General features: G+C 45.0%; 17 protein-coding genes and 1 pseudogene. 17 read left to right on the top strand and 1 reads right to left on the bottom strand.

Translation table 11 applies throughout. The annotated features are described in order from the left end of the window. Positions 1–51 precede the first annotated feature (51 nt). The 14 genes and pseudogenes from JMX03_RS08855 (at position 52) to betT (ending at position 19,506) form a co-directional block, all read left to right on the top strand. Positions 52–636: an alpha/beta hydrolase gene (locus JMX03_RS08855; RefSeq protein WP_201596201.1), complete on the top strand. Its 585-nt coding sequence runs from the start codon at positions 52–54 to the stop codon at positions 634–636. A 317-nt stretch (positions 637–953) separates the two neighbouring features. After that, positions 954–1,457, top strand: a complete 504-nt coding sequence (locus JMX03_RS08850) for a hypothetical protein (RefSeq protein WP_201596199.1) — start codon at positions 954–956, stop codon at positions 1,455–1,457. A 229-nt stretch (positions 1,458–1,686) separates the two neighbouring features. Continuing rightward, positions 1,687–2,837: pseudogene (locus tag JMX03_RS15345) on the top strand (acyl-CoA dehydrogenase family protein). 102 nt (positions 2,838–2,939) lie between these two features. Next, positions 2,940–4,148: an acetyl-CoA C-acetyltransferase gene (locus JMX03_RS08840; protein WP_201596197.1), complete on the top strand. Its 1,209-nt coding sequence runs from the start codon at positions 2,940–2,942 to the stop codon at positions 4,146–4,148. Positions 4,149–4,205: 57 nt separating this feature from the next. Continuing rightward, positions 4,206–6,377 (top strand): 3-hydroxyacyl-CoA dehydrogenase NAD-binding domain-containing protein, encoded by a 2,172-nt coding sequence (locus tag JMX03_RS08835; protein ID WP_201596195.1) that lies wholly within the window; start codon positions 4,206–4,208, stop codon positions 6,375–6,377. Between the two features lie 16 nt (positions 6,378–6,393). Continuing rightward, complete coding sequence (locus tag JMX03_RS08830) at positions 6,394–7,524, top strand: CaiB/BaiF CoA transferase family protein (protein ID WP_201597947.1); 1,131 nt, start codon at positions 6,394–6,396, stop codon at positions 7,522–7,524. Positions 7,525–7,668: 144 nt separating this feature from the next. Next, positions 7,669–8,988, top strand: coding sequence for a short-chain fatty acid transporter (locus JMX03_RS08825; protein ID WP_201574444.1), 1,320 nt, complete (start codon positions 7,669–7,671; stop codon positions 8,986–8,988). 98 nt (positions 8,989–9,086) lie between these two features. Beyond that, positions 9,087–9,734, top strand: coding sequence for a glutathione S-transferase (locus JMX03_RS08820; RefSeq protein ID WP_201596193.1), 648 nt, complete (start codon positions 9,087–9,089; stop codon positions 9,732–9,734). Between the two features lie 279 nt (positions 9,735–10,013). Then, on the top strand, positions 10,014–11,273 hold the full coding sequence (locus JMX03_RS08815; protein ID WP_227695543.1) for a YeeE/YedE family protein: 1,260 nt from the start codon (positions 10,014–10,016) through the stop codon (positions 11,271–11,273). Positions 11,274–11,885: 612 nt separating this feature from the next. Beyond that, positions 11,886–12,599, top strand: a complete 714-nt coding sequence (locus tag JMX03_RS08810) for a DarT1-associated NADAR antitoxin family protein (RefSeq protein WP_201596191.1) — start codon at positions 11,886–11,888, stop codon at positions 12,597–12,599. A 516-nt stretch (positions 12,600–13,115) separates the two neighbouring features. Further along, complete coding sequence (locus JMX03_RS08805) at positions 13,116–13,688, top strand: TetR/AcrR family transcriptional regulator (RefSeq protein ID WP_201596189.1); 573 nt, start codon at positions 13,116–13,118, stop codon at positions 13,686–13,688. A gap of 140 nt (positions 13,689–13,828) precedes the next feature. Next, entirely contained in the window at positions 13,829–15,367 is a 1,539-nt protein-coding gene (gene betB / locus JMX03_RS08800; RefSeq protein WP_227695541.1) for a betaine-aldehyde dehydrogenase, read from the top strand. Between the two features lie 116 nt (positions 15,368–15,483). Further along, the gene (betA, locus tag JMX03_RS08795; RefSeq protein WP_201596187.1) at positions 15,484–17,184 is read left to right on the top strand and encodes a choline dehydrogenase; all 1,701 of its coding nucleotides are present in this window, start codon (positions 15,484–15,486) and stop codon (positions 17,182–17,184) included. Positions 17,185–17,460: 276 nt separating this feature from the next. Next, on the top strand, positions 17,461–19,506 hold the full coding sequence (gene betT / locus JMX03_RS08790; protein WP_201596185.1) for a choline BCCT transporter BetT: 2,046 nt from the start codon (positions 17,461–17,463) through the stop codon (positions 19,504–19,506). A 280-nt stretch (positions 19,507–19,786) separates the two neighbouring features. Here the strand turns inward: betT and JMX03_RS08785 are convergent, their stop codons facing one another. Next, positions 19,787–20,782: a diaminopimelate dehydrogenase gene (locus JMX03_RS08785; RefSeq protein WP_201596183.1), complete on the bottom strand. Its 996-nt coding sequence runs from the start codon at positions 20,780–20,782 to the stop codon at positions 19,787–19,789. Between the two features lie 281 nt (positions 20,783–21,063). On the opposite strand from JMX03_RS08785, the gene rluF reads away from it, so the two are divergent. From rluF to JMX03_RS08770, 3 genes are all read left to right on the top strand, one after another. After that, the gene (gene rluF / locus JMX03_RS08780) at positions 21,064–22,062 is read left to right on the top strand and encodes a 23S rRNA pseudouridine(2604) synthase RluF (protein ID WP_201596181.1); all 999 of its coding nucleotides are present in this window, start codon (positions 21,064–21,066) and stop codon (positions 22,060–22,062) included. 323 nt (positions 22,063–22,385) lie between these two features. Further along, positions 22,386–23,315 carry a LysR substrate-binding domain-containing protein gene (locus JMX03_RS08775; RefSeq protein WP_201574458.1) on the top strand — a complete coding sequence of 310 codons (930 nt, stop codon included), beginning with the start codon at positions 22,386–22,388 and terminating at the stop codon, positions 23,313–23,315. Positions 23,316–23,524: 209 nt separating this feature from the next. Next, the gene (locus JMX03_RS08770) at positions 23,525–24,796 is read left to right on the top strand and encodes a 2-aminoadipate transaminase (protein WP_201597941.1); all 1,272 of its coding nucleotides are present in this window, start codon (positions 23,525–23,527) and stop codon (positions 24,794–24,796) included. Positions 24,797–24,860: the final 64 nt, after the last annotated feature.

Genomic DNA, 24,860 nt, shown 5'->3' with positions numbered 1-24,860 from the left:
AGCCAGTTTAATAAAAATAAATCTAAATAATAATGAAAAAAGGAGAAGGTTATGATGTTTCCTATCGAAAATAATGACACGTTTTTATTGTTTTTTCATGGTCTAGACTCAAGCAATGAGACCAGTAAATATACCTGTATCACGCGTGAGCCTAAATATTGCCAAACGGTCAATTACCGAGACAATTTTGCAGAAATATTTGAGATTTACGACGACCTAATCCTTGAGAAAATGGCACAGTATCCTCGAGTGGTGCTGGCAGGGCATTCGCTTGGTGGCTGGTTTGCCAATCATTTCGCCCATAAATATAACTTACGGGCGTTATTGATTGCGCCCTGTATCTATCCTAGTGAGGTCTTAGCCGACCGTATTCCGGCAGTGGCAGATATGAAGCTGTCGTTCCCCACATCGAACACTGAGATGATGCGAGTCATGGTGGAAGTCGACGATGAAAGCTTGGAGGTGGCGGTTGCTAGACGAACCTTAGTCAATCTGCCTGATAGCTGGGAAGTCGATTATTTTGCAGGCGGTCATCACCGTATCGCCCGCAGTAGTGATATCTGGTATCACCTGGTCCATCTGTGTGAAGACCCTATCGTTTGGATGGACGAGGCGACATATCATGGTGAACATTAAGGGATGTACTTCATCTAAATAGCAAATGTTTGACGTTAAAATAATTATTCACAAACAGTCACACATATCAGTATTTATTTTTTGTCACCTGATGTGCTATCATCGTTGGACAAGTTATCGTGGGTTTAACAGTTTTATGTTGCTAATCACTATTGACGATTATGATCTCAATTGAATGATGGCGCACAAACCTTGCAACTTCCAGCACGATATAAAAAAATTCTGGTAAAGCGCATGAGCCTGTACTCCGACATCCTCATTTGTGCCTGATTTTATATTTTTTGTCGGAGTGCTAGGAATCTAAGGTGTTCAATACTATGAGCCACTCAAGCAGTCAATCCAAATACACTCGCCGTTATCATCCGCAGCATTCTCTTGCTCAGTATATTATTACTCAAATCGACACGCAGCAGCTGCGTGCACAAGATGTTATCAAAGCGATGGGCTATCCGTTAGGGCATACTATCCCTGCTTGTGAGCGCTTACGTCATGTATTGTGCAATCGTTACCTTGGGCTTGATGGTAGTTATATGGATAAATATTTTACCCCCGATGCGTTTTTGGCCAAGTTATTTGCGGTACTTGAGCTGCCTTATGAGCCATTCGTAGAAGATATCGCCCAGATTAAATATCAGTTGGCGCATTATCCAGACTTTTCCCCCAAATATCGCTTACGAGCAGAAGTGGACTTTGAGTTTGATAGTGCAAACTGGATATCTGGTGATGCCGATGAAAGCCATCAATTGATTGTCGAACAAAAGCATGAAGCGTTCGATTTCGATAGAGTAGCGTATGAACGACCAAAAGCCAGCAACGCTTAAGAAGAATTACTTAAAGGTTTTTTAGTCGTAAACAGCGAACTTTCAAACATAACAACATAGCACAGCCTCACTATTATAGTGAGGCTTTTTTTTGTACCACTGCTTTTCAATAGCGTCTTGCGCAAGTGAGTTGACTGTCCTAGTATGAGTCTCATACCAAACCCAAAAAGTGCGAGTTTAACTTTTATTTATTCAACATCAACCATCCAAAATCGTCAAGGAAGACACCATGAGTATCGAAAAATTCACCCCAAACTGGATGACCGAAGAGCACCAGATGGTCTATGACAGCGCGTTTAAAATGTTTAAAAGTTGGGAGTCAAAGGACGAAGAATGGCGCAAAAACGGCATGATAGACCGCGCAGCGTGGGAAGAGGCGGGTGCGATGGGATTCTTATGCGCATCCATACCCGAGGCGTATGGCGGTGGTGGCGGTGATTTTGGTCATGAGGCAGCGCTGCTTTATGCGCAAGCACAGGCCAATCAACCAGGCTTTGGCGGTATGGTGCATTCGGGGATTGTCGCACCTTATATTTTGACGCATGGCACTGACGAGCAAAAGAAAGAGTGGCTGCCTAAGATGGCAACGGGCGAGTATGTCGCTGCCATTGCCATGACCGAACCTGGCACTGGCTCTGATCTACAAAACATCAAAACCTACGCGGTCAAAGACGGCGATGACTATATCATCAACGGCTCCAAGACCTTTATTACCAATGGTCAGCATGCCAATCTAATCTTGCTGGCGTGTAAGACTGATCGTGAAAAAGGCGCGCAAGGCGTCTCGCTTATCGTGGTAGAAACTGACAAAGTAGACGGGTTTGAGCGTGGTCGCAATCTCGACAAAGTCGGCATGAGCGCACAGGATACCTCAGAGCTGTTTTTTAGTAATGTCCGTGTACCACAAAAAATTTGTTAGGTGCTGTTGAGGGCAAAGGTTTTATTCAGATGATGGAAGAGTTACCACGTGAGCGCCTTATCATTGCTCTATCAGGTGTGGGTGCGATGAAGTTGGCGATTAATTTGACGTTAGATTATGTCAAAGAGCGCGAAGCCTTCGGTAAGCCGGTTTGGAGCTTTCAAAACACCCGCTTTAAGATGGCAGAGTGCTACGCGGATTATCTCGCTGCCAGTAGTATGTGCGATGCCGCTGTCGATGCCATGTTAGAAGGCAAGTTAACCGTCCCACATGCGTCACTGATTAAGTATTGGGTCACCCAAAAGCAGTGTGAGGTGATTGATGAATGCGTGCAGCTATTTGGTGGCTATGGCTATATGACCGAATACCCAATCGCCCGCTTGTATGCCGATGCTCGAGTCCAAAAGATCTACGGTGGCACCAATGAGATCATGAAAGAGCTGGCGTCACGTTTTATGTAAACGGTGGTCACTTATTTTTTATCTGGGTTTATGGCTAAGCATATTTCAAATAAAGAAAGATGTAGACTTATTAATGATTTAAAAATAAAAAAAGGAATTTTTATGACTGAGACTGCTTATATTTATGATGCTATCCGCACGCCGCGTGGTAGAGGCAAAAAGGACGGCTCCTTGCATCAAGCATCACCGATTTGGCTAACACGTACGTTATTAAAGGAGATGCAGCAGCGCCATAACTTAGACACTAGCCTAGTTGACGATGTGGTACTTGGCTGCGTAACACCCGTCGGTGAGCAAGGTTCTGATATTGCGCGTATCGCGGTGATAGATGCGGGCTGGGCGCAAAGTGTGGCGGGCGTTACCTTATCTCGATTTTGCGCATCAGGCCTTGAATCTATCAATCTGGCTGCCGCCAAAGTCATGTCTGGTATGGAGGATATGGTAGTCGCAGGCGGCGTAGAATCTATGAGCCGCGTGCCAATGGGCTCTGATGGCGGTGCTTGGTATATGGATCCACGGGTCAATGAGGCGACGCATTATGTGCCGCAAGGGGTTGGTGCAGATACTATAGCGACATTAAAAGGCCTTAGTCGCAGGGATGTGGATGAGTTTGCTACTGAATCGCATCAAAGGGCCGCGCACGCTTGGAAGCAGGGCTATTATGATAAGTCCGTTGTCCCTGTTGCTGACATCAATGGCATGTTGTTATTGGATAAAGACGAAACCATCCGTCCGAATACCAGTACCGAGGCGTTAGCGGCTCTCAACCCTTCTTTTGCTAAATTTGGCAAGATGGGTTTCGATAGTGTGATTTTAGACAGATATACCATCATCGAAGCCGTCAATCATGTGCATCATGCGGGTAACTCATCGGGCATTGTCGATGGTGCGGCGATTTGCTTGGTTGGTAGCGCTGCCGCTGGTAAAAAAGCAGGTCTAAAACCCCGCGCCAAAATCACCATGGCTGCCGTCATTGGCTCAGAGCCAGCCATTATGCTGACAGGGCCGACGCCTGCCTGCCAAAAAGCCCTCAAAAAAGCGGGCATGCAAGCCTCCGATATCGATTTGTGGGAGATTAATGAAGCTTTCGCTGCCATACCACTCAATACTGCCGATGACTTGGGTATCTCGCTGGATATTGTCAATGTCAACGGCGGCGCTATCGCGATGGGTCATCCGCTTGGAGCCACGGGCGCGATGCTGATGACCACCGTCCTTGATGAGTTAGAACGCCGCAATCTCAAAACCGCGATGATAACCTTATGCGTCGGCGGTGGTATGGGGATTGCCACCATCATTGAGCGCGTGTAGCGCTAATAAGTTTTTATTGAAATATATCGAAGTAGAATAATATTAAAAGGACTTAACATGAGCACAAATAGCATAGATGCCATCAATGCACTGAATCACTTTTCTGCCGAATCTGATAATGGAATTATTACTGTCACGATTGACCAAAGCGACCGCAAAATGAACGTCATCGGTGATGGCTTTACAGATGCCTTTGCTATGATGACCGATAGCTTTATCAATGACGAGGCTGCCAAAGGTTTGATCCTGACGTCAGCAAAAGAAACCTTTGTCGTTGGCGCTGATATCGACCAATTGGCTAATATTGATACCGCTGAGCAAGCCTTTGAGTTGGTCGAAGATCTCAAAGGTAGTTTACGCAAACTTGAAACATCAGGTAAGCCAGTCGTCGCAGCCATGACTGGCACAGCGCTGGGTGGAGGTTTGGAGTTGGCCTTAGCCTGTCATTATCGCATCGCTATTGACGCTCCTAAAACCAAATTGGGACTGCCTGAAGTCAAATTAGGCTTGCTCCCAGGTGGCGGTGGTACTCAGCGCCTACCGCGCTTGGTTGGTATTCAAGCGGCGCTTGAGCTCATGACGCAAGGTAAAGAGCTACGTCCAGATGCTGCTAAAGACATCGGTCTGATTGATGCCATTGCCACTGATCAAGCAGATATGCTACAGCAGGCCAAAGACTGGATAAAAGCCAATCCTGAGGCGCAGCAGCCGTGGGATAAAAAAGGCTTTAAAATTCCAGGTGGCGATAGCAACCATCCCAAAAACGTACAAGTTTTTTCTGTGGCACCCGCCATGGCCAATCAAAAATCCCACGGCAATTATCCAGCGATTACTCATATCTTATCTTCTGTGTTTGAAGGCGGACTTGTAGATATCGATACTGGCCTTGAGCTCGAGTCTCGTTATTTTGCCGCTTGTGTGTTGTCTGCTGAATCTAAAAATATGATCAATACCCTTTGGACGCAGCTTAACAGTATCAAAAAAGGTCAGTCACGTCCTGATGGCTTTGAGCGCTATAAAACCAAAAAAGTTGGCATCTTGGGGGCGGGCATGATGGGCGCGGGCATCGCCTATGTCACTGCCAAAGCGGGCATAGAGGTGGTACTGCTCGATACCGATTTGGCAGGTGCTGAAAAAGGTAAAGATTATTCTGCCACCATTTTGGATAAAGCCATTAGCCGTCAGCGCGCGACAGCAGAGAAAAAGCAGGCATTGCTAAATCGCATCACGCCGACCGTCTCTTATGATGACTTAGCAGACTGTGACCTTGTTATTGAAGCGGTGTTTGAAAACCGCGAAATCAAAGCCAAGTGTATCCAGCAAAGTGAAGCGGTAATTGCTGAGTCGGCTGTCTATGCGTCTAATACCTCGACATTACCTATCACTGGATTGGCTCAAGCCAGTACGCGCCCAAAGCAATTTATCGGGCTGCATTTCTTTTCGCCAGTCGACAAGATGCCACTGGTTGAGATTATCATGGGTGAGCAAACCGATGATGCCACCTTGGCAAAAGCCTTTGATTATGTGCTGCAAATTGGCAAAACACCGATCGTCGTCAATGACAGTCGCGGTTTTTATACCTCACGAGTCTTTAGTACTTATGTGTCTGAAGGCGTGGCAATGTTAGGTGAGGGTGTGCATCCACGCAGTATCGAGGTCGCTGGTCTAAAGGCAGGTATGCCGATGCCGCCACTGGCATTACAAGACGAGGTGTCACTCAGTCTGGCGCTGCACGTGAGCGAACAGCAGCAGTTGGATATGGCAGCCGAAGGTAAGCCCGTATCTGTGCGTCCTTCATACGAGATACTCAAAACACTGGTCAAAGCGCATAATCGCGAAGGTAAAAAGAACGGCAAAGGCTTTTATGAGTATCCTGATGAGGGTGATAAATACTTGTGGCCTGAGCTGCTGAATTTATACCCACCAAGCGCACAGCAACCATCACAGCAAGAGTTAATCGATCGCTTGATGTTTATTCAAGCTAATGAGTCGGCTAAATGCTATCAAGAAAATGTTGTGCGCTCTGTCGCTGATGCCAATATTGGCGCCATCTTTGGTTGGGGCTTTGCACCGCACCATGGCGGTACCCTCCAGTTTATCAATGCCATGGGGCTAGAGGCGTTTATCGCCCGTAGTCGTGAGCTTGCTGAGCAATACGGCGAGCGTTTTCAGCCAGCGCAAATAGTGCTCGATATGGCGGCTAAAGGTGAGGTGTTCTCTGATGACTGATTTAATGACTGGCTTGATGACTGATTCAATCATAAACTCAATGGCTGACTGCTTACAAGGACTACGAGTGGTCGATTTGACGCGTAACTTACCAGGGCCTTTTGCCACGCGTCTGCTTGCTGATTTGGGCGCTGATATCATCAAGATTGAGCCGAAAAATGGCGACCCTGCCCGAGCCTTTGGGGAGCTGTTTGCCGCATTAAATCATGGCAAGGCTACCGAAAAACATGACTTTCGCGACCCCAAAGGCATTGCGGCTATTAAGGCGCATATCAAAGATGCCGATGTTATGCTCGATAGCTTTCGCCCTGGTGTTTTAGCAGGTATGGGACTAGGTGCTAAGACGCTGCATGCGCTTAATCCAAAGCTAGTGATGGTGTCGATTACAGGCTACGGCGTGACGGCTAAAGATGCCAATGAGAGCGCTGCAATAGAAGGGAGTGCTATAGATGAAAGTACGATCAATCACCCACGAGCCAGTCATGATTGGGCGCATAAAGCTGGCCATGATATTAACTTTATGGCGATGAGTGGTGTCCTTGATCAACTAAAAACAGCAAACGGTGAGCAGGCCATGCTCAATGTGCAGTTTGCAGACTTAGCGGGTGGTAGTGATACTGCCGTCATTGCCTTGCTCGCTGCAGTGTTTGCCGCTCAGCGTACAGGCAAGGGTCGACATATTGCGGTCAGTATGACCCATAGCTTATATCAGCATCTGGTCATGCCAAAGGAAACGGGCGCACTGGTCAAAAGTTTTTCAGGACAGACACCGCCACCGCATCTTGATTTTTTGGGCGGGCTATTGCCTTGCTATCGTTTGTACAGAACCCTTGATAATCGCTATATGGCAGTTGGATCATTGGAGCTAAAGTTTTGGCAAGGACTGTGCGAGGCGTTGGAGCTGCCAGAGTTAAAAGAGAGCCATTGGCAACTTGGCGTCATGCCCAACTCCCCTGAGAGCCTAGCAGCAGCAAAGGCAGTGAGTGATACCTTTTCCAGTAAACCACTCGCCCATTGGCAGCAGCACTTTGCATCCATTGATGTTTGCGTCACCCCTGTGCTTAGCCTACAAGAAGCAAAAGCGCATCCTTTATTTGCTCATCAAGACCAATACTACTCAACGCCTGGGTGGCAGTTGGTGGAGTAAGTCCATGCTCAGTATGCTTATTATGAACAATACAGTCTGCACAGCATCGGACAGATGTATTATTGCCGAATAATTAACAATAAAAAGCCATAATGAGGTAGCATTGGGATTTAAGGGAATATCTAAATAAAAAGGGAGTTAAAAATGAAAGCAATTACCCGCTTCTCGAATAGTTTGATGGAAAAGTATTTACCAGATCCGTTTTTATTTGTCATTATTTTAACTTTAGTCATTTTTGTAATGGGTTTGGGGTTAACCGACTCGTCTCCTGTAGAGATGGTGGCGTATTGGGGTGATGGATTTTGGGCATTACTGGCATTTTCGATGCAAATGGTATTGGTGTTGGTCACTGGCTTTGTGCTAGCAAGTAGTCCGATATTTAAAAAGGGGCTTGGCAAGCTTGCCAGTTTCGCAACTTCGCCCGGTAGCGCGATTATATTGGTAACCCTAGTGTCTCTAGCAGCAAGCTGGATCAACTGGGGTTTTGGACTGGTTATCGGGGCGTTATTTGCAAAAGAGTTGGCAAAGCGGGTACAAAACGTCGATTACCGTTTGCTCATTGCCAGTGCCTATTCTGGTTTTATCATTTGGCATGCAGGCTTCTCTGGATCGATTCCTTTGTCTATTGCAACAGAAGGTCATCCGTTCGTTGATACCATTGGTGTTATCCCAACGAGTGCCACCATCTTTGCTGGCTATAACTTAATCATCATTGCGGCATTGGTGATTGTGGTACCGTTATTAAACCGTCTGATGATGCCAAAAAAAGAAGATACGGTGACGGTAGATCCGAAGCTGCTAGTAGAACCTGCCGCCGAAGCGCTGCCAGCAAAATCAGATATGACACCAGCAGAGCGTTTGGAAAACAGCTGGATTTTGTCAATGATTATAGGCCTACTGGGCATTGCTTTTATTATTTATTACTTTGTACAAAATGGTTTTGCTTTAACGCTAAATTTAGTTAACTTTATGTTTTTATTCCTTGGCATCATATTTCATGGAACGCCCCGCAACTATCTAATTTCTATTCAAGAAGCCGTCAAAGGCGCGGGCGGTATTATCGTCCAATTCCCGTTTTATGCAGGCATTATGGGTATGATGACCGCGTCTGGTTTGGCTGGGGTGATGTCAGAAGCCTTTGTCAGTGTTTCGACAGCGCAAACGTTGCCACTTTTTGCCTTTTTGAGTGCAGGACTGGTCAACTTCTTTGTCCCATCAGGGGGCGGGCAATGGGCAGTGCAAGCGCCAATCATGTTAGAAGCGGCGGAAATGCTGGGTAGTGACCCTTCACGAGTGGCCATGGCGGTGGCATGGGGCGATGCTTGGACAAACATGATTCAGCCGTTCTGGGCATTGCCGGCGCTAGCAATTGCAGGACTCAAAGCCAAAGACATCATGGGATTTTGTGTCATCGTACTGCTTGTCAGCGGCGTAGTGATTGCTCTGGGATTGTTGTTTCTATAAGTGAGTTTTATCAGTAAGTCTTAAAACTAAGACCTTACCTGTTTTAGAGGTAAGGTCTTTTTTTATGTTAGCCTATTGATTTTATCGTGAGAAAAATTATGACTGCCTCCTTGCCTCTCTTGTATTCTTTTCGTCGCTGTCCTTATGCCATGCGTGCTAGGCTTGGTATTTTGTTTGCTGAGCAGCAAGTAGAGCTGCGGGAAATAGTACTAAAGAACAAGCCATCACAGATGTTAGCGATTAGCCCCAAAGGCACTGTGCCTGTTCTAAAGCTTACTGATGGTAAAGTGATTGAAGAGAGTAGAGAAATAATGACATGGGCGCTTGCGCAGAATGATCCGCAAGGCTTGCTTGCGGCTGAAGTTTTGCATGAGGCCAATGCGCTGATCGATAAAAACGATAATGAATTTAAACATTGGCTGGATCGATACAAGTATGCTGATCGTCATCCTGAAATGACCCAAACCGAGTATCGACAACGCGGCGAAGTGTTTTTACAGACTTTAGAGGAGCTGCTAACTAAAAACTCCTACTTACTTGGGAACAAAGTGACCATTGCGGATATAGGTATCATGCCTTTTGTGCGTCAATTCGCCCATGTGGATCGCGAAGTGTTTTACGACTTGCCGTATCCAAACTTGCAGCGTTGGCTACAACACTGGCTGGAGTATCCGATATTTTTGCAAGTAATGACGAAGTATCAGCCTTGGCAGGAAGACGATGAGGTGGTGATATTTCCTTCTTAGTGTTAAATGTAAAGGTTTGAAGGCATAGTTGAAATTGCGAAATATTCACCTCACTGCCTCATATTAGCTAATCTTCTTTTATTCCATATTGTCATATGCTAATTCTTATTTTTCTAGTGTTCTCATGTTTACTTTGACGGTATTAAGATTAATATGTAGCGTTGATGGTTACTCATTGTAGAACCCTGCCAAGCTCCAAAAATCCACATTTAATATTCCCCTATAAAATCTTATAAAAGTCATATCTGATCAAATGAATCGGAGAAGGATGTTATTTCCTTGAATACTATTGCTAGAGTTCAACCCGTGAACGATACAAAAGATCCTATCGTTAGAGAGAGTCTTACTTTAAATGCACCGCAGAAAATATTAATAGTAGGAGGCGCAATTGCAGGAGTGCTGCTGTTGATGTATTTACTTAATACTCAGCATATATCACAATCGCTGCTTCTCGGCATAGGCTTTTTGTTAGGCTATACCCTTTTTCATGCGCGTTTTGGTTTTACCTCGGCCTTTAGACGTATGATGTCGGTAGGCAATGGCCAGGCTATGCGCTCACATATGTTAATGTTAGCAGTCGCTGTAACGCTATTCGCGCCCATCCTTGCCTATGGCACCACGATTTTTGGTGGGCCGGTTGCAGGCTATGTATCACCATTAGGCGTTAGCTTAGTGGTCGGGGCTTTTGTTTTCGGTATTGGTATGCAACTGGGTGGCGGTTGTGCTTCTGGTACGCTTTACGCTGTAGGAGGCGGGCGTTCTGTTATGTTCATAACTTTCATTTTCTTTATAATTGGAGCCACAATTGGCGCTTGTCATCTGCCATTTTGGACAGAAGAGATGCCAGCTTATGCACCTTATTCACTGGCGACCTCTACAGGTCTTGGTTATACAGGCGCTTGGTTAGTATCGCTTGCGTTGTTCGGTTTAATCGCGTGGGTGACGTTGATTATTGAGAAAAAAAGAAATGCACCTAAAATGGCACCCGTACCTTCTGAAGCTGGATGGAAACGTATTTTCCGCGGTTCTTGGCCACTGTTTGCAGCAGCGATTATTTTGGCACTACTGAATGCGCTGACTCTACTAACGCGTGGCCAGCCTTGGGGTATTACTTCAGCTTTTACTCTATGGGGTTCTAAAATTGCTAGCGGCTTGGGTGTTGATGTAGCCAGTTGGGGCTATTGGCAGGGGGCCAACGCCGCCGCGCTTAATGCTTCTATTTTTACAGATTCAACGACTGTACTGAACATCGGCATTATCATTGGTGCGTTTATCGCTTCGGCCGCAGGTGGTTTATTCAAATTTACGCAGATTACGGCAGGCAATTTTGCTGCTTCTGTGATTGGTGGATTGATGATGGGGTATGGTGCACGTCTTGCATTTGGCTGTAATATCGGCGCTTACTTTGGTGGTATTGCTTCCTTCAGCTTGCACGGTTATATATGGGGCATACTCGCAATGGTAGGAACTTTCTTAGCATTGTACTTGCGTCCACTCTTTGGGCTATCAGTGCCAAAATCCAATGATTCTGTTTGTTGATATAAGTCATCAGTCATTATCGGGATAAAGATTTCCTGTCTAAAAAGGCTCATAAACAATTATGAGCCTTTTTTTATTTTGCTTTTTTTAAGCATTAATAATAAGTTTGAAGCCAGTGTAATTATCGGCAAGACCTTTTCATATGAAGGCGCCTAGTCAAGTTGTTCAGTTTTGCTATGTTACGATAGCTCTCATTTTCTTAGCCATGATAGGCTCCTGTTAATATCCTTAGTTTGCCAAGTTTGTTTCTATATTTTATCCAGACTAGCTGAACAGGTGGTAGAATTTAAAAGGTACTGAGTTTACAACTAAATATTGGGTAGGTGGGTTTAATGAGAAGCGTCTGCATCTTACGATTGGTTATATATCACCCTTTGAGTTTAAATCTATATATTATGTGAATTGGATTCAAACATAAAAAGCCATGACTCTAATGAAGCAGTCTAAGATATCGTCGAGGCAGTTCACTGTGATTAATCATTAATTATAAGATAGAAATGTGTTTAGAAGGCTGTTTATTTAAACGCTATTTATGCAAGAGCTGCTATCAAAGAGCATTTATACAAAACTATTGATATAATGCCCATCGTTATGAAATAAAGACTATAAATTATGGAACAAAGTAAAAACGCTGTAGAGCAAAAACCCGTATTTATGCCTAGAGTCAACAGTGACAATCTGGTAAAAACGGACATGGTTAGGTTTGAGCGCCATGTGGGGTTTGCCAGTCGCCAAAAGAAAAAATCCATCAATGACCTGCATCAAGTCATTCGCAAGAAATATGGCTTTAATAACGTCTTAGAGCTCTCTAGTAAGTCAGGTAATAAGTTAAGTTTTTTACTGAGTCCACTCAGCTTAAAGCTCACTGATGAGCATAGCGGCGGGCAGTATAGTGTCGAAAACATCTTTCAGGCCAGTAAGGTTTTTGAGCAGGGTGGTCCCTATACTGACTTGCTGACAGCCGCGCCAAGACATGCCAAAAAAGACGAGCGCTTACAAGACTCAGGTCAGCTTGTTGGTTACAATGATTTTGGTGTGGAGTGGGGTGTTGAGCCGCTAACTGCGTTTTACGATTGGCTGTATATCAATGCGCTAAAGCAAAACTCTCAGCTAGCCGAGGAAGTCATGCAATATCAAGCCTTTACTGATATTACGTTTAATCCAAAAAAGTCTATTCATTGTGCGGCTTATTCGCTGGCGATGTTTGTGGCGCTCAATAAACGAGAGTTACTGGGTAATGTTGAAGACCCAGGAACGTTTTATGATCTGCATACTGAGTTTAAACTGAGTAATACAGAGCATCTGTTAGAAGAAGGTTGGTTTTGATAGCTCAACCAGCTCTAAATTTGTAACAAGAGATTAGTTAGTTTTCTAGAAGCTACGATGCAGAAGGTTTGTATCGTAGCTTTTTTCGTTCATCTGTGCCGGTATTTTTGCTGTTTCCTATGAGATGAACATAAGCTGCTACTTAGTATTCAGGCCTGCGTAACTTATTGAAAGCATTAATAATATCAAAATGAGATGAAAAAAAGGTTTTCTAGTACAAACACATCATCCAAAAAAGATCTGGCTGTGGCGGACATACCTAACTTACTTTTATATTAGCCAAGCAGGCGTCATCGTCTTTCACCTGTACATTGTTAGATTACTTCTATAAAATACCGACCATATGGTTTCTTTAATATACATTATTGACTGATTGTCAATCAAGACGATGTACTTGATTTGAGACAGGTATTCTAAATATGAGCGCTACGATTGTTGGCGGTGTCGTGGTCATGAACTTACTGTCTAATTCTGTGGTGCACTGACAGGTAGGTAAAAATGAACATGGAAATAAAAATGGAAACAGAAAATGCTTATAAACGTAAAAAACAGCCAGAAGTGGTCCGGCGTGCACTACTAGATCAGGCGGCAAGAATCACGTTGGAGCAGGGGCTGTCTAAAGTGACCTTCCAAGCCGTTGCTGATGCGGTCGGGGTGACCAAAGGTGGCGTAATGCATCACTTTACCACTAAGAACGCGCTCATTCTTGAAGTGTTTCATGATGCGATGGCCAAGTTTGAGGCAGAAGTGAATCAAGCTATGGCGAAAGACCCTGTGCGTTATGGCTCTTTTACCCGCGCTTATATAGATGCCACTATCAGTCTCGGTGAAAAAGGGCAAAAAGAGTTTAATAGTCAAGCCACTTTATACGTATTGATGCTAGGTGATAGAAAACTGCGTGAGCTATGGGCTGAGTGGTCGAATGAACAATTGGAAAAGCATAAAGCAACCGATAATACTGAAACCTTGTGTATGGTACGTTTGGTCGCTGATGGGATTTGGCTCTCTGATTTTTCAGGAATTAATATATCAGACAAAAAATCATTACGTGCGCGTTTGATAAAGATGACGCAACCTGAGGATGATTAAAACGCCGCTCTCAAATAACTCATTAAAGAAACCTTAAGAAAGAACCACGTAAATTTTATTTTTTAAAACTTAAACCATGACGAAATTATTCGGTATTAGCTTTTGTATAAAGCTGTTGCCAGTCGTCGACAGGAGAACTCATGACAGATTCAAAGACAAACCCAAACCTAAATCCGAACCCAAATCTAAGTAACTTAACAGACATTATCGATTTAGAACAAGTACAAACCGCTTATATTAACGGGCGTTATCTGGCTGTTGATGATTCATTAGCTATCTTTGAAGATATTAATCCAGCGACGGGTGAAGTGCTAGCTACCATTCAGCAAACGACCGATGAGCAGATTAATGAAGCCGTTATTGCGGCGCAAAAAGGTCAAAAAGTTTGGGCAGCGATGACGCCAGTTGAACGTAGTCGTATTCTATTAAACGCAGTAGCCATCCTGCGCGAACGCAATGATGTGCTGGCGTTACTTGAGACCAAAGACACAGGTAAAGCTTACTCTGAGACCAAATATGTCGATATCGTCACTGGTGCCGATGTCATTGAGTATTATGCAGGTCTTGCACCGATGATTGAAGGTCGTCAGATTCCGCTGCGTGATACCAGCTTTGTCTATACCCGTCAGGAGCCACTTGGCGTGGTCGCTGGAATTGGTGCATGGAACTATCCTATCCAAATCGCTATGTGGAAAGCAGGCCCAGCGTTGGCCGCAGGTAATGCGATGATTTTTAAACCATCAGAAGTTACACCATTAACCGCCCTAAAACTTGCAGAAATATTTACCGAAGCGGGCTTACCAGATGGCGTCTTTAACGTCGTGCAGGGTAACTACGAAGTTGGCGAAGCATTAACGCAGCATCCTGATATTGCCAAAGTATCGTTTACTGGCGGTGTGCCGACTGGTAAAAAAGTCATGTCGAGCGCAGCATCATCGTCTCTTAAAGATGTGACCTTAGAGCTTGGTGGTAAGTCGCCATTAATCATATTTGAAGATGCCGATATCGATACCGCTGCTGACATTGCGATGATGGCGAACTTCTATAGCAGTGGTCAGGTCTGTACCAATGGCACGCGCGTGTTTATTCCTAAAGCGCTACAAGCCAAGTTTGAAGAGGCTATCTTGAAGCGTGTGGAGCGTATCAAATTGGGCGATCCAATGGATGAGAACATCAATATGGGTCCAATGGTCAGCTTTACGCATATGGAAAGAGTGCTTGGCTATATCGAGCAAGGTAAAGAGGGCGGCGCGCGTCTATTGACTGGCGGCGAACGTATCACGTTAGGCGAGCTTGCCAATGGCGCGTTTGTCGCACCGACTGTGTTCACCGATTGCAGCGATGATATGACTATCGTACGTGAGGAAATCTTTGGCCCAGTGATGTCGATATTGACTTATGAGACCGAAGAAGAAGTCATTCGCCGTGCCAATGATACCGAGTATGGCTTGGCAGCAGGGGTGGTGACCGCTGATTTGACTCGCGCACATCGAGTGATCGGTCAGATTGAAGCCGGTATTTGCTGGTTAAATACGTGGGGTGAATCACCTGCGCAAATGCCAGTTGGTGGTTATAAGCATTCGGGTATTGGCCGTGAGAATGGCATTGAAGCCCTTGAGCATTATACTCAGACCAAATCTATTCAAGTAGAGTTGGGCGCGTTTGAGTCTGTATTTTAATAATTTGTATTGAGAAGATTCTTAATCAGTAAGATTGATTCATTTGGGCTAATTTTTCCTTTTGATTCAATCTTACTGATATTAAATGATTTATTTTCAATATTATGGAGCATTTTATGACAACAACCACACCTGAGTATGACTACATCATTGTTGGTGCAGGCTCAGCAGGAAACGTGCTGGCCACGCGCTTGACCGAAGATGCCAACATTAAGGTGTTGCTGTTAGAGGCGGGTCGTCCAGACCATCGCTTAGACTTTCGCACCCAAATGCCAGCGGCGCTCGCGATGCCGTTGCAAGGCACCACTTATAACTGGGGCTATAAAACCGATCCCGAGCCGAATATGAATAATCGCGTGATGGACTGCGGTCGCGGTAAAGGGCTTGGTGGCTCATCGTTGATTAACGGTATGTGCTATATCCGTGGCAATGCGCTCGATTTTGACGATTGGGCGAAAATCAAAGGCTTGGAAGATTGGACTTATTCAGATTGCCTGCCGTATTTTAAAAAGCTAGAAAACTGCGACGCTGGCGAAAACGATTATCATGGCGTCGGTGGTCCGGTTGAGATGACCACTTCAAAGCCAGGAGTCAATCCGCTGTTTGAAGCGATGATTGAAGCGGGCGTACAAGCTGGCTATCCAAGCACAGATGACCTAAATGGCTATCAGCAAGAAGGCTTTGGGCCAATGGATCGCTTTGTGACACCCAATGGTCGCCGCGCATCAACGGCTCGTGGTTATCTTGACCGTGCCAAACCGCGCAGTAATATCACCATTTTAACGGGTGCATTGACTGATGTGATTTTATTTGATGGTAAGCGCGCTGTCGGTGTCAAAGTAGAACACCAAGGTCAAACCAAAAAATTCTACGCGTCTCGTGAAGTGATTGTTTCATCGGGCGCGATTGCGTCACCTCAGTTATTACAGCGTTCAGGTATTGGTCCTGGTCAATGGCTTAAAGATTTGGGTATCAACGAGGTTTTAGAGTTGCCGGGTGTCGGTAATAATTTACAAGACCATCTAGAGCTGTATATGCAGTACGAATGTAAGCTACCGGTCTCAATTGCGCCTGCCAATAAATGGTGGAATAAGCCAGCAATTGGTGCTGAATGGTTGTTTATGGGTACCGGTCTTGGCGCGTCTAATCAATTCGAAGGCGGCGGCTTTATCCGTACCGATGAGAAGTTTACCCATCCTAATATTCAGTATCATTTCCTACCATTAGCGGTGCGTTACGATGGTCGCAGTGCGGTGAACTCCCATAGCTTCCAAGCACACGTAGGTTCATTGCGCTCGCCAAGTCGTGGTCGCGTTAAGCTGACCTCAAAAGACCCAAGCGCGCATCCAAGTATCTTATTTAACTATATGTCGCATGAGCAAGATTGGCAAGAGTTCCGCGCGGCGATGCGTATCACGCGTGAGATTATGCATCAGCCAGCGCTTGACCCTTATCGCGGTCGTGCTATTGCGCCGACCGATGATTTGGTGACCGATGCGCAGTTGGATGAGTACGTTCGTAACCACAGTGAGACGGCTTATCACCCATCTTGTACTTGTCCGATGGGCGAAGACAATGATTCAGTGGTTAATGGTGAAGGGCTGGTACATGGTATCGATGGCCTACGCGTGGTCGATGCGTCTATCATGCCAAATATAATTAGTGGTAATCTTAACGCGACCACCATTATGCTTGCAGAAAAAATCGTTGATAAGATGCGTGGCGTGCAGCTGCCACGCTCAACGGCAGACTATTATGTCGCCAATGGTGCGCCGCTCAGAGCCGAGCCGATGCGTGATTATAGCTATGTTGTTTAAACGACTAGAAGGTATACTAAATAAATAGTTATATAAGATAATTTCATAATAAAGGCCTTTCTAAGTAAAGGCCTTTTTCATCAGCGCCAAAATTTAAGAAGGCGAATACCATTACGGTTAAATCCGCTTATATTTTGCTAGCTACCCAGCAGTTTTTATTTATTGGTACTGCTTTGTGCGTCATGTGGTTATACATATCTTATGTGGTTATCAGTCATAAAGTTATGACGGACAAAGCAATATCAGACCTGTTCCATTTACCTATTGAGGTCTTTTATGTACAGCTCGCCATCAGAAGATGCGACGAAATCCCTGACTCTAAATAAGACGGTTTTTTTAGGCTCAGCTATTATTTCTATTTTATTGATAATCTGGACGATCATGTTTCCAGATTATAGCGAGACATTACTAAGCGCTGGCATGGCATGGGTATCAGAGAGTTTTGGCTGGTACTACATGCTGGTGGTAGCCGCTTATAGTATTTTTGCTTTGTTTGTTGGCTTCTCTAAATATGGCGATATCAAGCTTGGGCAAGACCACGAAAAAGCCCAGTTTCCCTTTTTAGCATGGGCGGCAATGCTGTTCTCTGCTGGTATCGGCATTGATTTATTGTTTTTTGGTGCGTCTGAGCCGTTGATGCATTATTTGACGCCGCATACAGGGCTTGAGCCTGGCAGTGAGGCGGCCATGCGTGAAGCACTGTCGCAGACCTTTTTACATTGGGGTCTACATGGTTGGGGTATTTATGCCTTAATCGGTATGGCATTGGCGTACTTTGCTTATCGTAAAAACATGCCGTTGGCACTACGTTCACCGCTAACCCCTATCTTTGGCGAGCGTTTAATCAAGGGCTGGCTTGGTGATGGTATCGATACCTTTGGTGTCGTCTGTACGCTGATGGGTATTGCGACTAGCCTAGGGATTGGGGTATTGCAGGCCAATGCGGGCTTAACGCATGTTTTCGGTATCGAGTCTAGCAAAATGGTGCAGAGCCTTATTATCTTGGGCGTAGTTACTGCTGCGGCTATCTCTGCGATGACAGGCGTAGAGCGAGGGGTGCGCCGTCTATCTGAATTTAATATGCTGTCATCGATATTGCTGTTGATCGCGATTTTGGTCATGGGTAATACCGTGTACTTGCTCAATACCTTTACCCAAAGTATCGGTCAATACTTCCAAACTATCGTGTTCAAAACATTCGATGTTTATGCCTATGACGGTACTGCTGGTGCCGATTGGAAATCAGGCTGGACGATATTTTTCTGGGCATGGTGGGTTGCTTGGGCACCATTTGTCGGTTTGTTTATTGCGCGTATCAGCCGTGGCCGTACCTTGCGTGAGTTTGTGTTTGGTGTGATGTTTATCCCACTTGGTTTCATCTTTGCCTGGTTCTCTATCTTTGGTAATTCAGCCATAGACCTAGTCGCCAATGGGGCAACTGAGCTTGGCGAAATCGCTGTTAATGATGCAGCGATGGGCATGTTTGCCTTGTTTGAGTACTTTCCTTACAGTGATATTTTGTCATTCGCAGGCGTGGTCATTGGTCTTATATTCTTTGTGACCTCAGCTGACTCAGGCGCTTTAGTACTCGCGAATCTAAGCTCAAGAGGCATGACCAATGATACTGACGCGCCTGTATGGCTGCGTTTGTTTTGGGCGGCGGCAACGGGTTTGATTACCCTAGGCTTGCTGTTCGCAGGTGGCTTTGCATCATTACAGTCAGTTTCTGTGATTGCCGGTTTGCCGTTCTCGCTTATTTTAGTTCTTTACATGATGTCGATGTGGAAGTCGCTAAAAGAAGAGGGTAATAAACGCAAAGCCAGCACCCTTGGTACTGCAAACGTGCTCGATAGCGGTAAAAGCTGGAAAGCGCGTCTGCAACGTATTGTCAGCTTCCCTGGGCACGCACAAGTGGAAAGGTTCTTGCAAAACACTGTCATGCCAGCGATGACCGAGGTTGAAAAAGAGCTGAAAGCGGGCGGTCTTAACACTTCTCTAGATATCCGCAATCTTGATAATATCAGTGAAAGTATAGATGCTGGTAAGGGTCAAGATGAGGGTCAGATAGATGGCGTAAAACTGCGTGTCGGTCATGGCGATGAAGATGACTTTGTGTATGAAGTTAATCTCATCAAAGCTGAGCGCCCTAACTTTACGCTGAATACCTCGACCAAGCATGCAGAATTTTACTATCGTGCTGAAGTGTTCTTAAGTGATGGTTCGCAAGAGTATGACTTGGTTGGCTACACAAAGGAGCAAGTGCTGGTCGATATTCTACATCAGTACGAGTGCCATCTGCAGTATCTACATTTAGAGCGTTAATTGATTCATCAATTCGCTACTGTAATATGACGTACTAAGTTTTGAATAAAAACTCGTAAGAGATACCCTCGTCAGTTGCATACAGCTGGTGAGGGTAATTTTTTTCTCATTAATACGGCTTCTGATACTATAGAGTATCTTGGCTGATAATTTAGATAAATAGCATAAGCTGCAGTAGTGATGTTAAAGATTAGACCACAAAAAAAGCACCAAGCCATACAGGCTCGGTGCTTCTTCTTTTTAGCTGAGAGGTTTATCGTTTCTAGTTGAAAGCCAGTATTTACAGCAGTTCTTTACGCAGCTGCGCGGGAGACTTCGGCGATAATAAGCCAGGGGCGACGTCGAACACGGTTTTCGCACCAGTTTCCCCTGCCAAGTTCATTTTATAAGTGGCGCGGGCGTAGGCTACGAGTACGCTGGCAGTAAATTCAGGGTTGCTGCCTAGCTTTAGGGAAAACTCCATTGCTTGATCATTTTTCTCATTGTCGATGCCAGTCACGCCACTGCGAATGACGAAACCGCCGTGGGGCATCTTTTGATGATCGCGCTCAAAAGTTTGTTGATCGATAAAGTGCACTTTGGTGTCGTAGTCAGCAAAGTAGTCTGGCATGGTCACAATGGCGTTGCGCACAGTATCGGCATCGGCGTCATCTGCTAGCACTACATAGCATTCGCGGGTGTGTTTTTCGCGGGTGCTGAGTGTGGGCTGCTCGCCGCTGCGTACCCGTGCTATAGCAGATTCTGAGGGAAGGGTGTATTGCACGCCTGACTTGACGCCATCCACGCGGCGTACGGCATCTGAGTGCCCTTGGCTTAAGCCCTTGCCCCAAAAGGAATAGGTTTCGCCGACTGGTAAAATGGCTTCACCGTATAAGCGGTTGATAGAGAACAGACCTGGATCCCAACCGACGGATAACATGGCGACTTTGTTAGCATTCTTGGCAGGCGCATCAAGCGCGGCAAAGTACTCAGGAATTTTGGCGTGAGTATCGAAGCTGTCGACGATATTAAATAAACTGGCGAGTGCAGGGCCTTGCTCGGGCAAATCAGATTTGGAGCCGCCACATAATATCAGCACATCTATGTCGTCTTTATACTGTGCAATATCGTCCATGGCGTACACGGGCACGCTAGGGTCAATTAAGGTGACTGAGGCGGGGTCTCGGCGACTGAAAACTCCGACTAACTGCATATCTGGGCAGTGTTTGATGGCGGCTTGGGCACCGCGGCCGAGGTTGCCGTAACCGGCGATGGCGACTCTAATTACTGGGGTCATTATGATTAGCCTTACGTTGGTGTAGCGGATCTTCTAAACGAGAAGTGATACTTTTGGGAAATAGTATAATATAGATAACTACTATTACAAGTGATGGCTCTTAACTTGCAACCAAAATAGGTTGTTTGTAGCTCTAAAGAATGAGAAGGAAGTTTTCCCATCTCTCCTGAAAAGGGCACTGAGTTTGCTATATAATGTGAGCCATCTCGTTGTTAATTATCCATTCAATTTAGTCTTTTTCTCAGTAAAAAAGGCTTTTTATTAGGTGAAAATGGCACTTTATGTTTAACACTTCTTCGACTCGTTTAAATAAATACATCAGCGAAAGCGGTATTTGCTCTCGAAGAGATGCTGACCGATTTATTGAACAAGGCAATGTGTTCATCAATGGCAAGCGTGCTCAAGTAGGTCAGCAAGTGGTTGCTGGAGATACGGTAAAAGTTAACGGACAGCTCATTGAGCCACGAGAGACCGATGATTTTGTTTTTATTGTATTGAATAAGCCCGTGGGCATTGTGAGCACTACGGAAAGCTCAGAGAAAAACAATATTGTTGATTTTGTTAGACATAGTCTACGTATTTTTCCGATTGGTCGTTTGGATAAAGACTCCCAAGGTTTAATCTTTTTGACCAACAATGGCGATTTGGTCAACAAGGTATTACGTGCAGGTAATAATCACGAAAAAGAGTATTTGGTGACGGTGAATAAGCCGATAACGGATAGTTTTATTGAAGGTTTAGCCGGTGGTGTGCCTATTTTGGGGACAATGACAAAAAAATGCCCCGTTACTAAGGTGACGACTAACGTATTTAACATCACACTAGTACAGGGACTAAACCGTCAAATTCGTCGCATGTGTGAGTATTTTGGCTATGAAGTGGTGAGGCTTGAGCGTACGCGAATTATGAATGTGAACCTTAAGGGTCTGCCAGTTGGAGATCGGCGAGATTTAACCCCAAAAGAGTTGTCTGTATTACTTAAATCTATAGAAGATTCTTCTGCCAATGACAGCGCTCCGGCCAAGAAATCTCGTAATTCACCCCGAAAAAAACCTCGTACTGATACCTCGTCAAAGTCAAAGACGGCTCCAAAACCAAGAGGCGCAGCAAAGGAAAATACTAAACATCCCAAAGATGGTGCTAGAAAACCAAAGGGTTCTAGAGGTAAGGATGGGCGTCCTTATGATCATGGCAAGAAGTCTGGAGGGAGTGGCAAACCTGCAGCAAATGGCAGGCGCCCTGCAAAAGGCCGAGGGTCTAAGCGCTCTTCAAAACCATAAATTGCTTTGTAGCGCTCAATTAATTAGGACACTTGATTAAAGATGCTGTACAAAAATCCAGACAACTTAAGCTGTCTGGATTTTTAATACTTATTGCCTGTTTTCTTTAAACAAAAACTAAAATAGAGGGCTAAAAGTATCAGAAAACAATGGATAAAATAAAGCAGATAGAAACAATGAAGGATTTCAAATTAGACTATTGTTAATTGTCAAAGAATTTAATAATGAAAAGAGCCGTGCAACATTATTCCAGATAGACCTGCTATTGAGATTGGCAAATATTACTTACTTTTATTTAAACAGTATAAAAGAATGAATAAATTATGAACAATAAAATAAAAACCTCCCTTGCTTTTAGAAGATATCCTTCGACAACTGCTTTGCAGTGTTTTGAGACGGCTGCTAGGCACTTAAGTTTTACCAATGCAGCTCAAGAGATGCATATGACTCAAAGTGCTGTTAGTAAACAAGTCGCTCAGCTCGAGGAGATGTTAAATCTCTCACTATTTTATCGTACACCGCATCGAATATCCTTAACGCCAGCTGGTAAGACTTATTATCTTGAAGTATTAGACATTCTTAAACATATAGAAGCAGCGACTACCAGCTTGATGTCAAATAGTGACAACTCAGAGGTGCTTAAGGTCGTCTCGCACCCAACTTTTTGCTCTCGTTGGTTGATACCTGCATTAAGTGGGTTTAGCCAAGCACATCCGTTGATTAATTTAAATATCAAAGAGTTGGCTGGGCCATTTTTTTCTGAGGATCAAAATGTCGATGTCGCCTTTTTATATGGTGATGGAATATGGGCTGGCATGGAGGCGATTAAGTTGTTTGATGAGTATAGTGTGGCTGTCTGTCATCCTGAATATTTAACAGACAAAGCACCATGCACAAACAACATAGATAACTGCACGCTATTACAACTTAGCTCGCGGCCAAGTGCTTGGTATGAGTATTTTAGGCAGCAAGACATCAGTATGGATGCAACCTTTGTGGGCCCACGCTTTGATACTTTTCATACTACTATTTCTGCTGCTTTACAGGGATATGGTATCGCATTAGTGCCACTACGTTTAGTTGCGCCAGAGTTGCAGTCGGGCGCACTGGTGACAGCATGGAGCTATGCTGCCAAAGGCAGGGGTTCTTATTACATGTCTTACCCTTTATCTATGGGTAGCTCACATAAGGTCAAGGTTATTTTGGAATGGGTCTCGAATTATCTAGAAGAATCAAATGAACACGTTCTATGATTTTATATTTTCAACCATAAAACCTACTTTCACCTTTTGACTAGCGATAAGCGTAGAAAGCCCTGCTAATAGAGACACAAACGAGCCAGCTATATGCTGGTTTTTTTTGCAATGACAAAAAGGAATGGCGTCACAACTATTATTCGTTTGCTGATAACACGGGGTTTTGCTGAAATGAAGGTCTAACTCAAGGAAGATGAGAAATGCTCATGGATCAGCTATACAATGTCACCGATGCTTTTACGATGGTGCATCCAGTGACTTTAACGAAAGGTGTCAATGCAAAAGTTTGGGATGATAAAGACCGCTGCTACGTTGATTTCGTCGGTGGTATTGGTGTGCTGAACTTTGGTCATTGTCATCCGCGCATCGTCAGCGCGATCATCACTCAAGCACAGTTGCTTATTCATTATGCTTACAACGCGGCTGCTCATATGCCGTACCAAACCTTCATGCCAAGATTGTGCGAGCTCATTCCTATCCAAGGTGAGCTTGCAGGCATGCTGACCAACTGCGGTGCAGAAGCCACCGAAAACGCCATAAAAATCGCTCGCATGAAGACAGGTCGTACTGGTGTCATCGCTTTTGATGGTGGCTTTCATGGGCGTACGCTTGCAGCGGTTAATCTAAATGGTAAGGTCGCTCCTTATAAACGAGGGCTAGGGCCTTTAGCGGGCGGCGTTTACCATATTCCTTTCCCCAGTCCCGACAGTGATATTAGTGATCAGCAGGCTATCGACGCTTTAGAGCGTCTATTTGCTGTGGAGACGGATGTCGATAACATCGGTGCCATTATCATGGAGCCAGTACAAGGAGAGGGTGGCTTTCAGTTAATGTCAGCGACGTTTGCCCAATATCTGCGCGCCTTTTGTGATGAGCATGGCATTTTGCTCATTATGGATGAGATTCAATCAGGATACGGTCGTACGGGTACACCTTTTGCCTTTACGCATTTAGGGATTGAGCCTGACATGATATTGCTGGGTAAAAGCATCGCAGGAGGCCTGCCATTGGGTGCGGTAATAGGCAAGGCTAGTGTTATGAACGGTCTGCCAAAAGGGAGTTTGGGCGGTACTTATTCAGGTAATCCAGTGGCGTGTGCCGCAGCGAACGCCACTATAGATATCATGCAAGAAGATGAGGTGTGGCAGTCTGCCAAGCATTATGCAAAGACCATCGAAGATACAGTGAGTGATTGGCAGCAGCAAGGAGTCTCTCCATGGCTGCATGGACTCACAGGAGTAGGTGCTATGCGCGGTATCGAGCTGCGTCATCCTGCTTATGGCACGCACCCAAGCATCATGTCTTATGTGTTAAAGCAAGCACGAGAGCGGGGATTGCTACTCATGCCAAGTGGTAAGCATCGACATATTATTCGCCTATTACCACCGCTGACGATTGAGCCTGAGACGCTAACAGCTGGACTCGATATTTTAAAAGAAGTGCTCGCTGCTATCCCTAATGAAGCGCCACAGTCATAGCTATGACTTGCGATATTACTATGATTACTTCCCCAACCTTACTTACCTAAAAAATATTAATTAA

Origin of the sequence: Psychrobacter fulvigenes (genome assembly GCF_904846155.1) — a bacterium.
GTDB lineage: Bacteria > Pseudomonadota > Gammaproteobacteria > Pseudomonadales > Moraxellaceae > Psychrobacter > Psychrobacter fulvigenes.
This window is presented reverse-complemented; position numbering and strand designations above follow the sequence as displayed.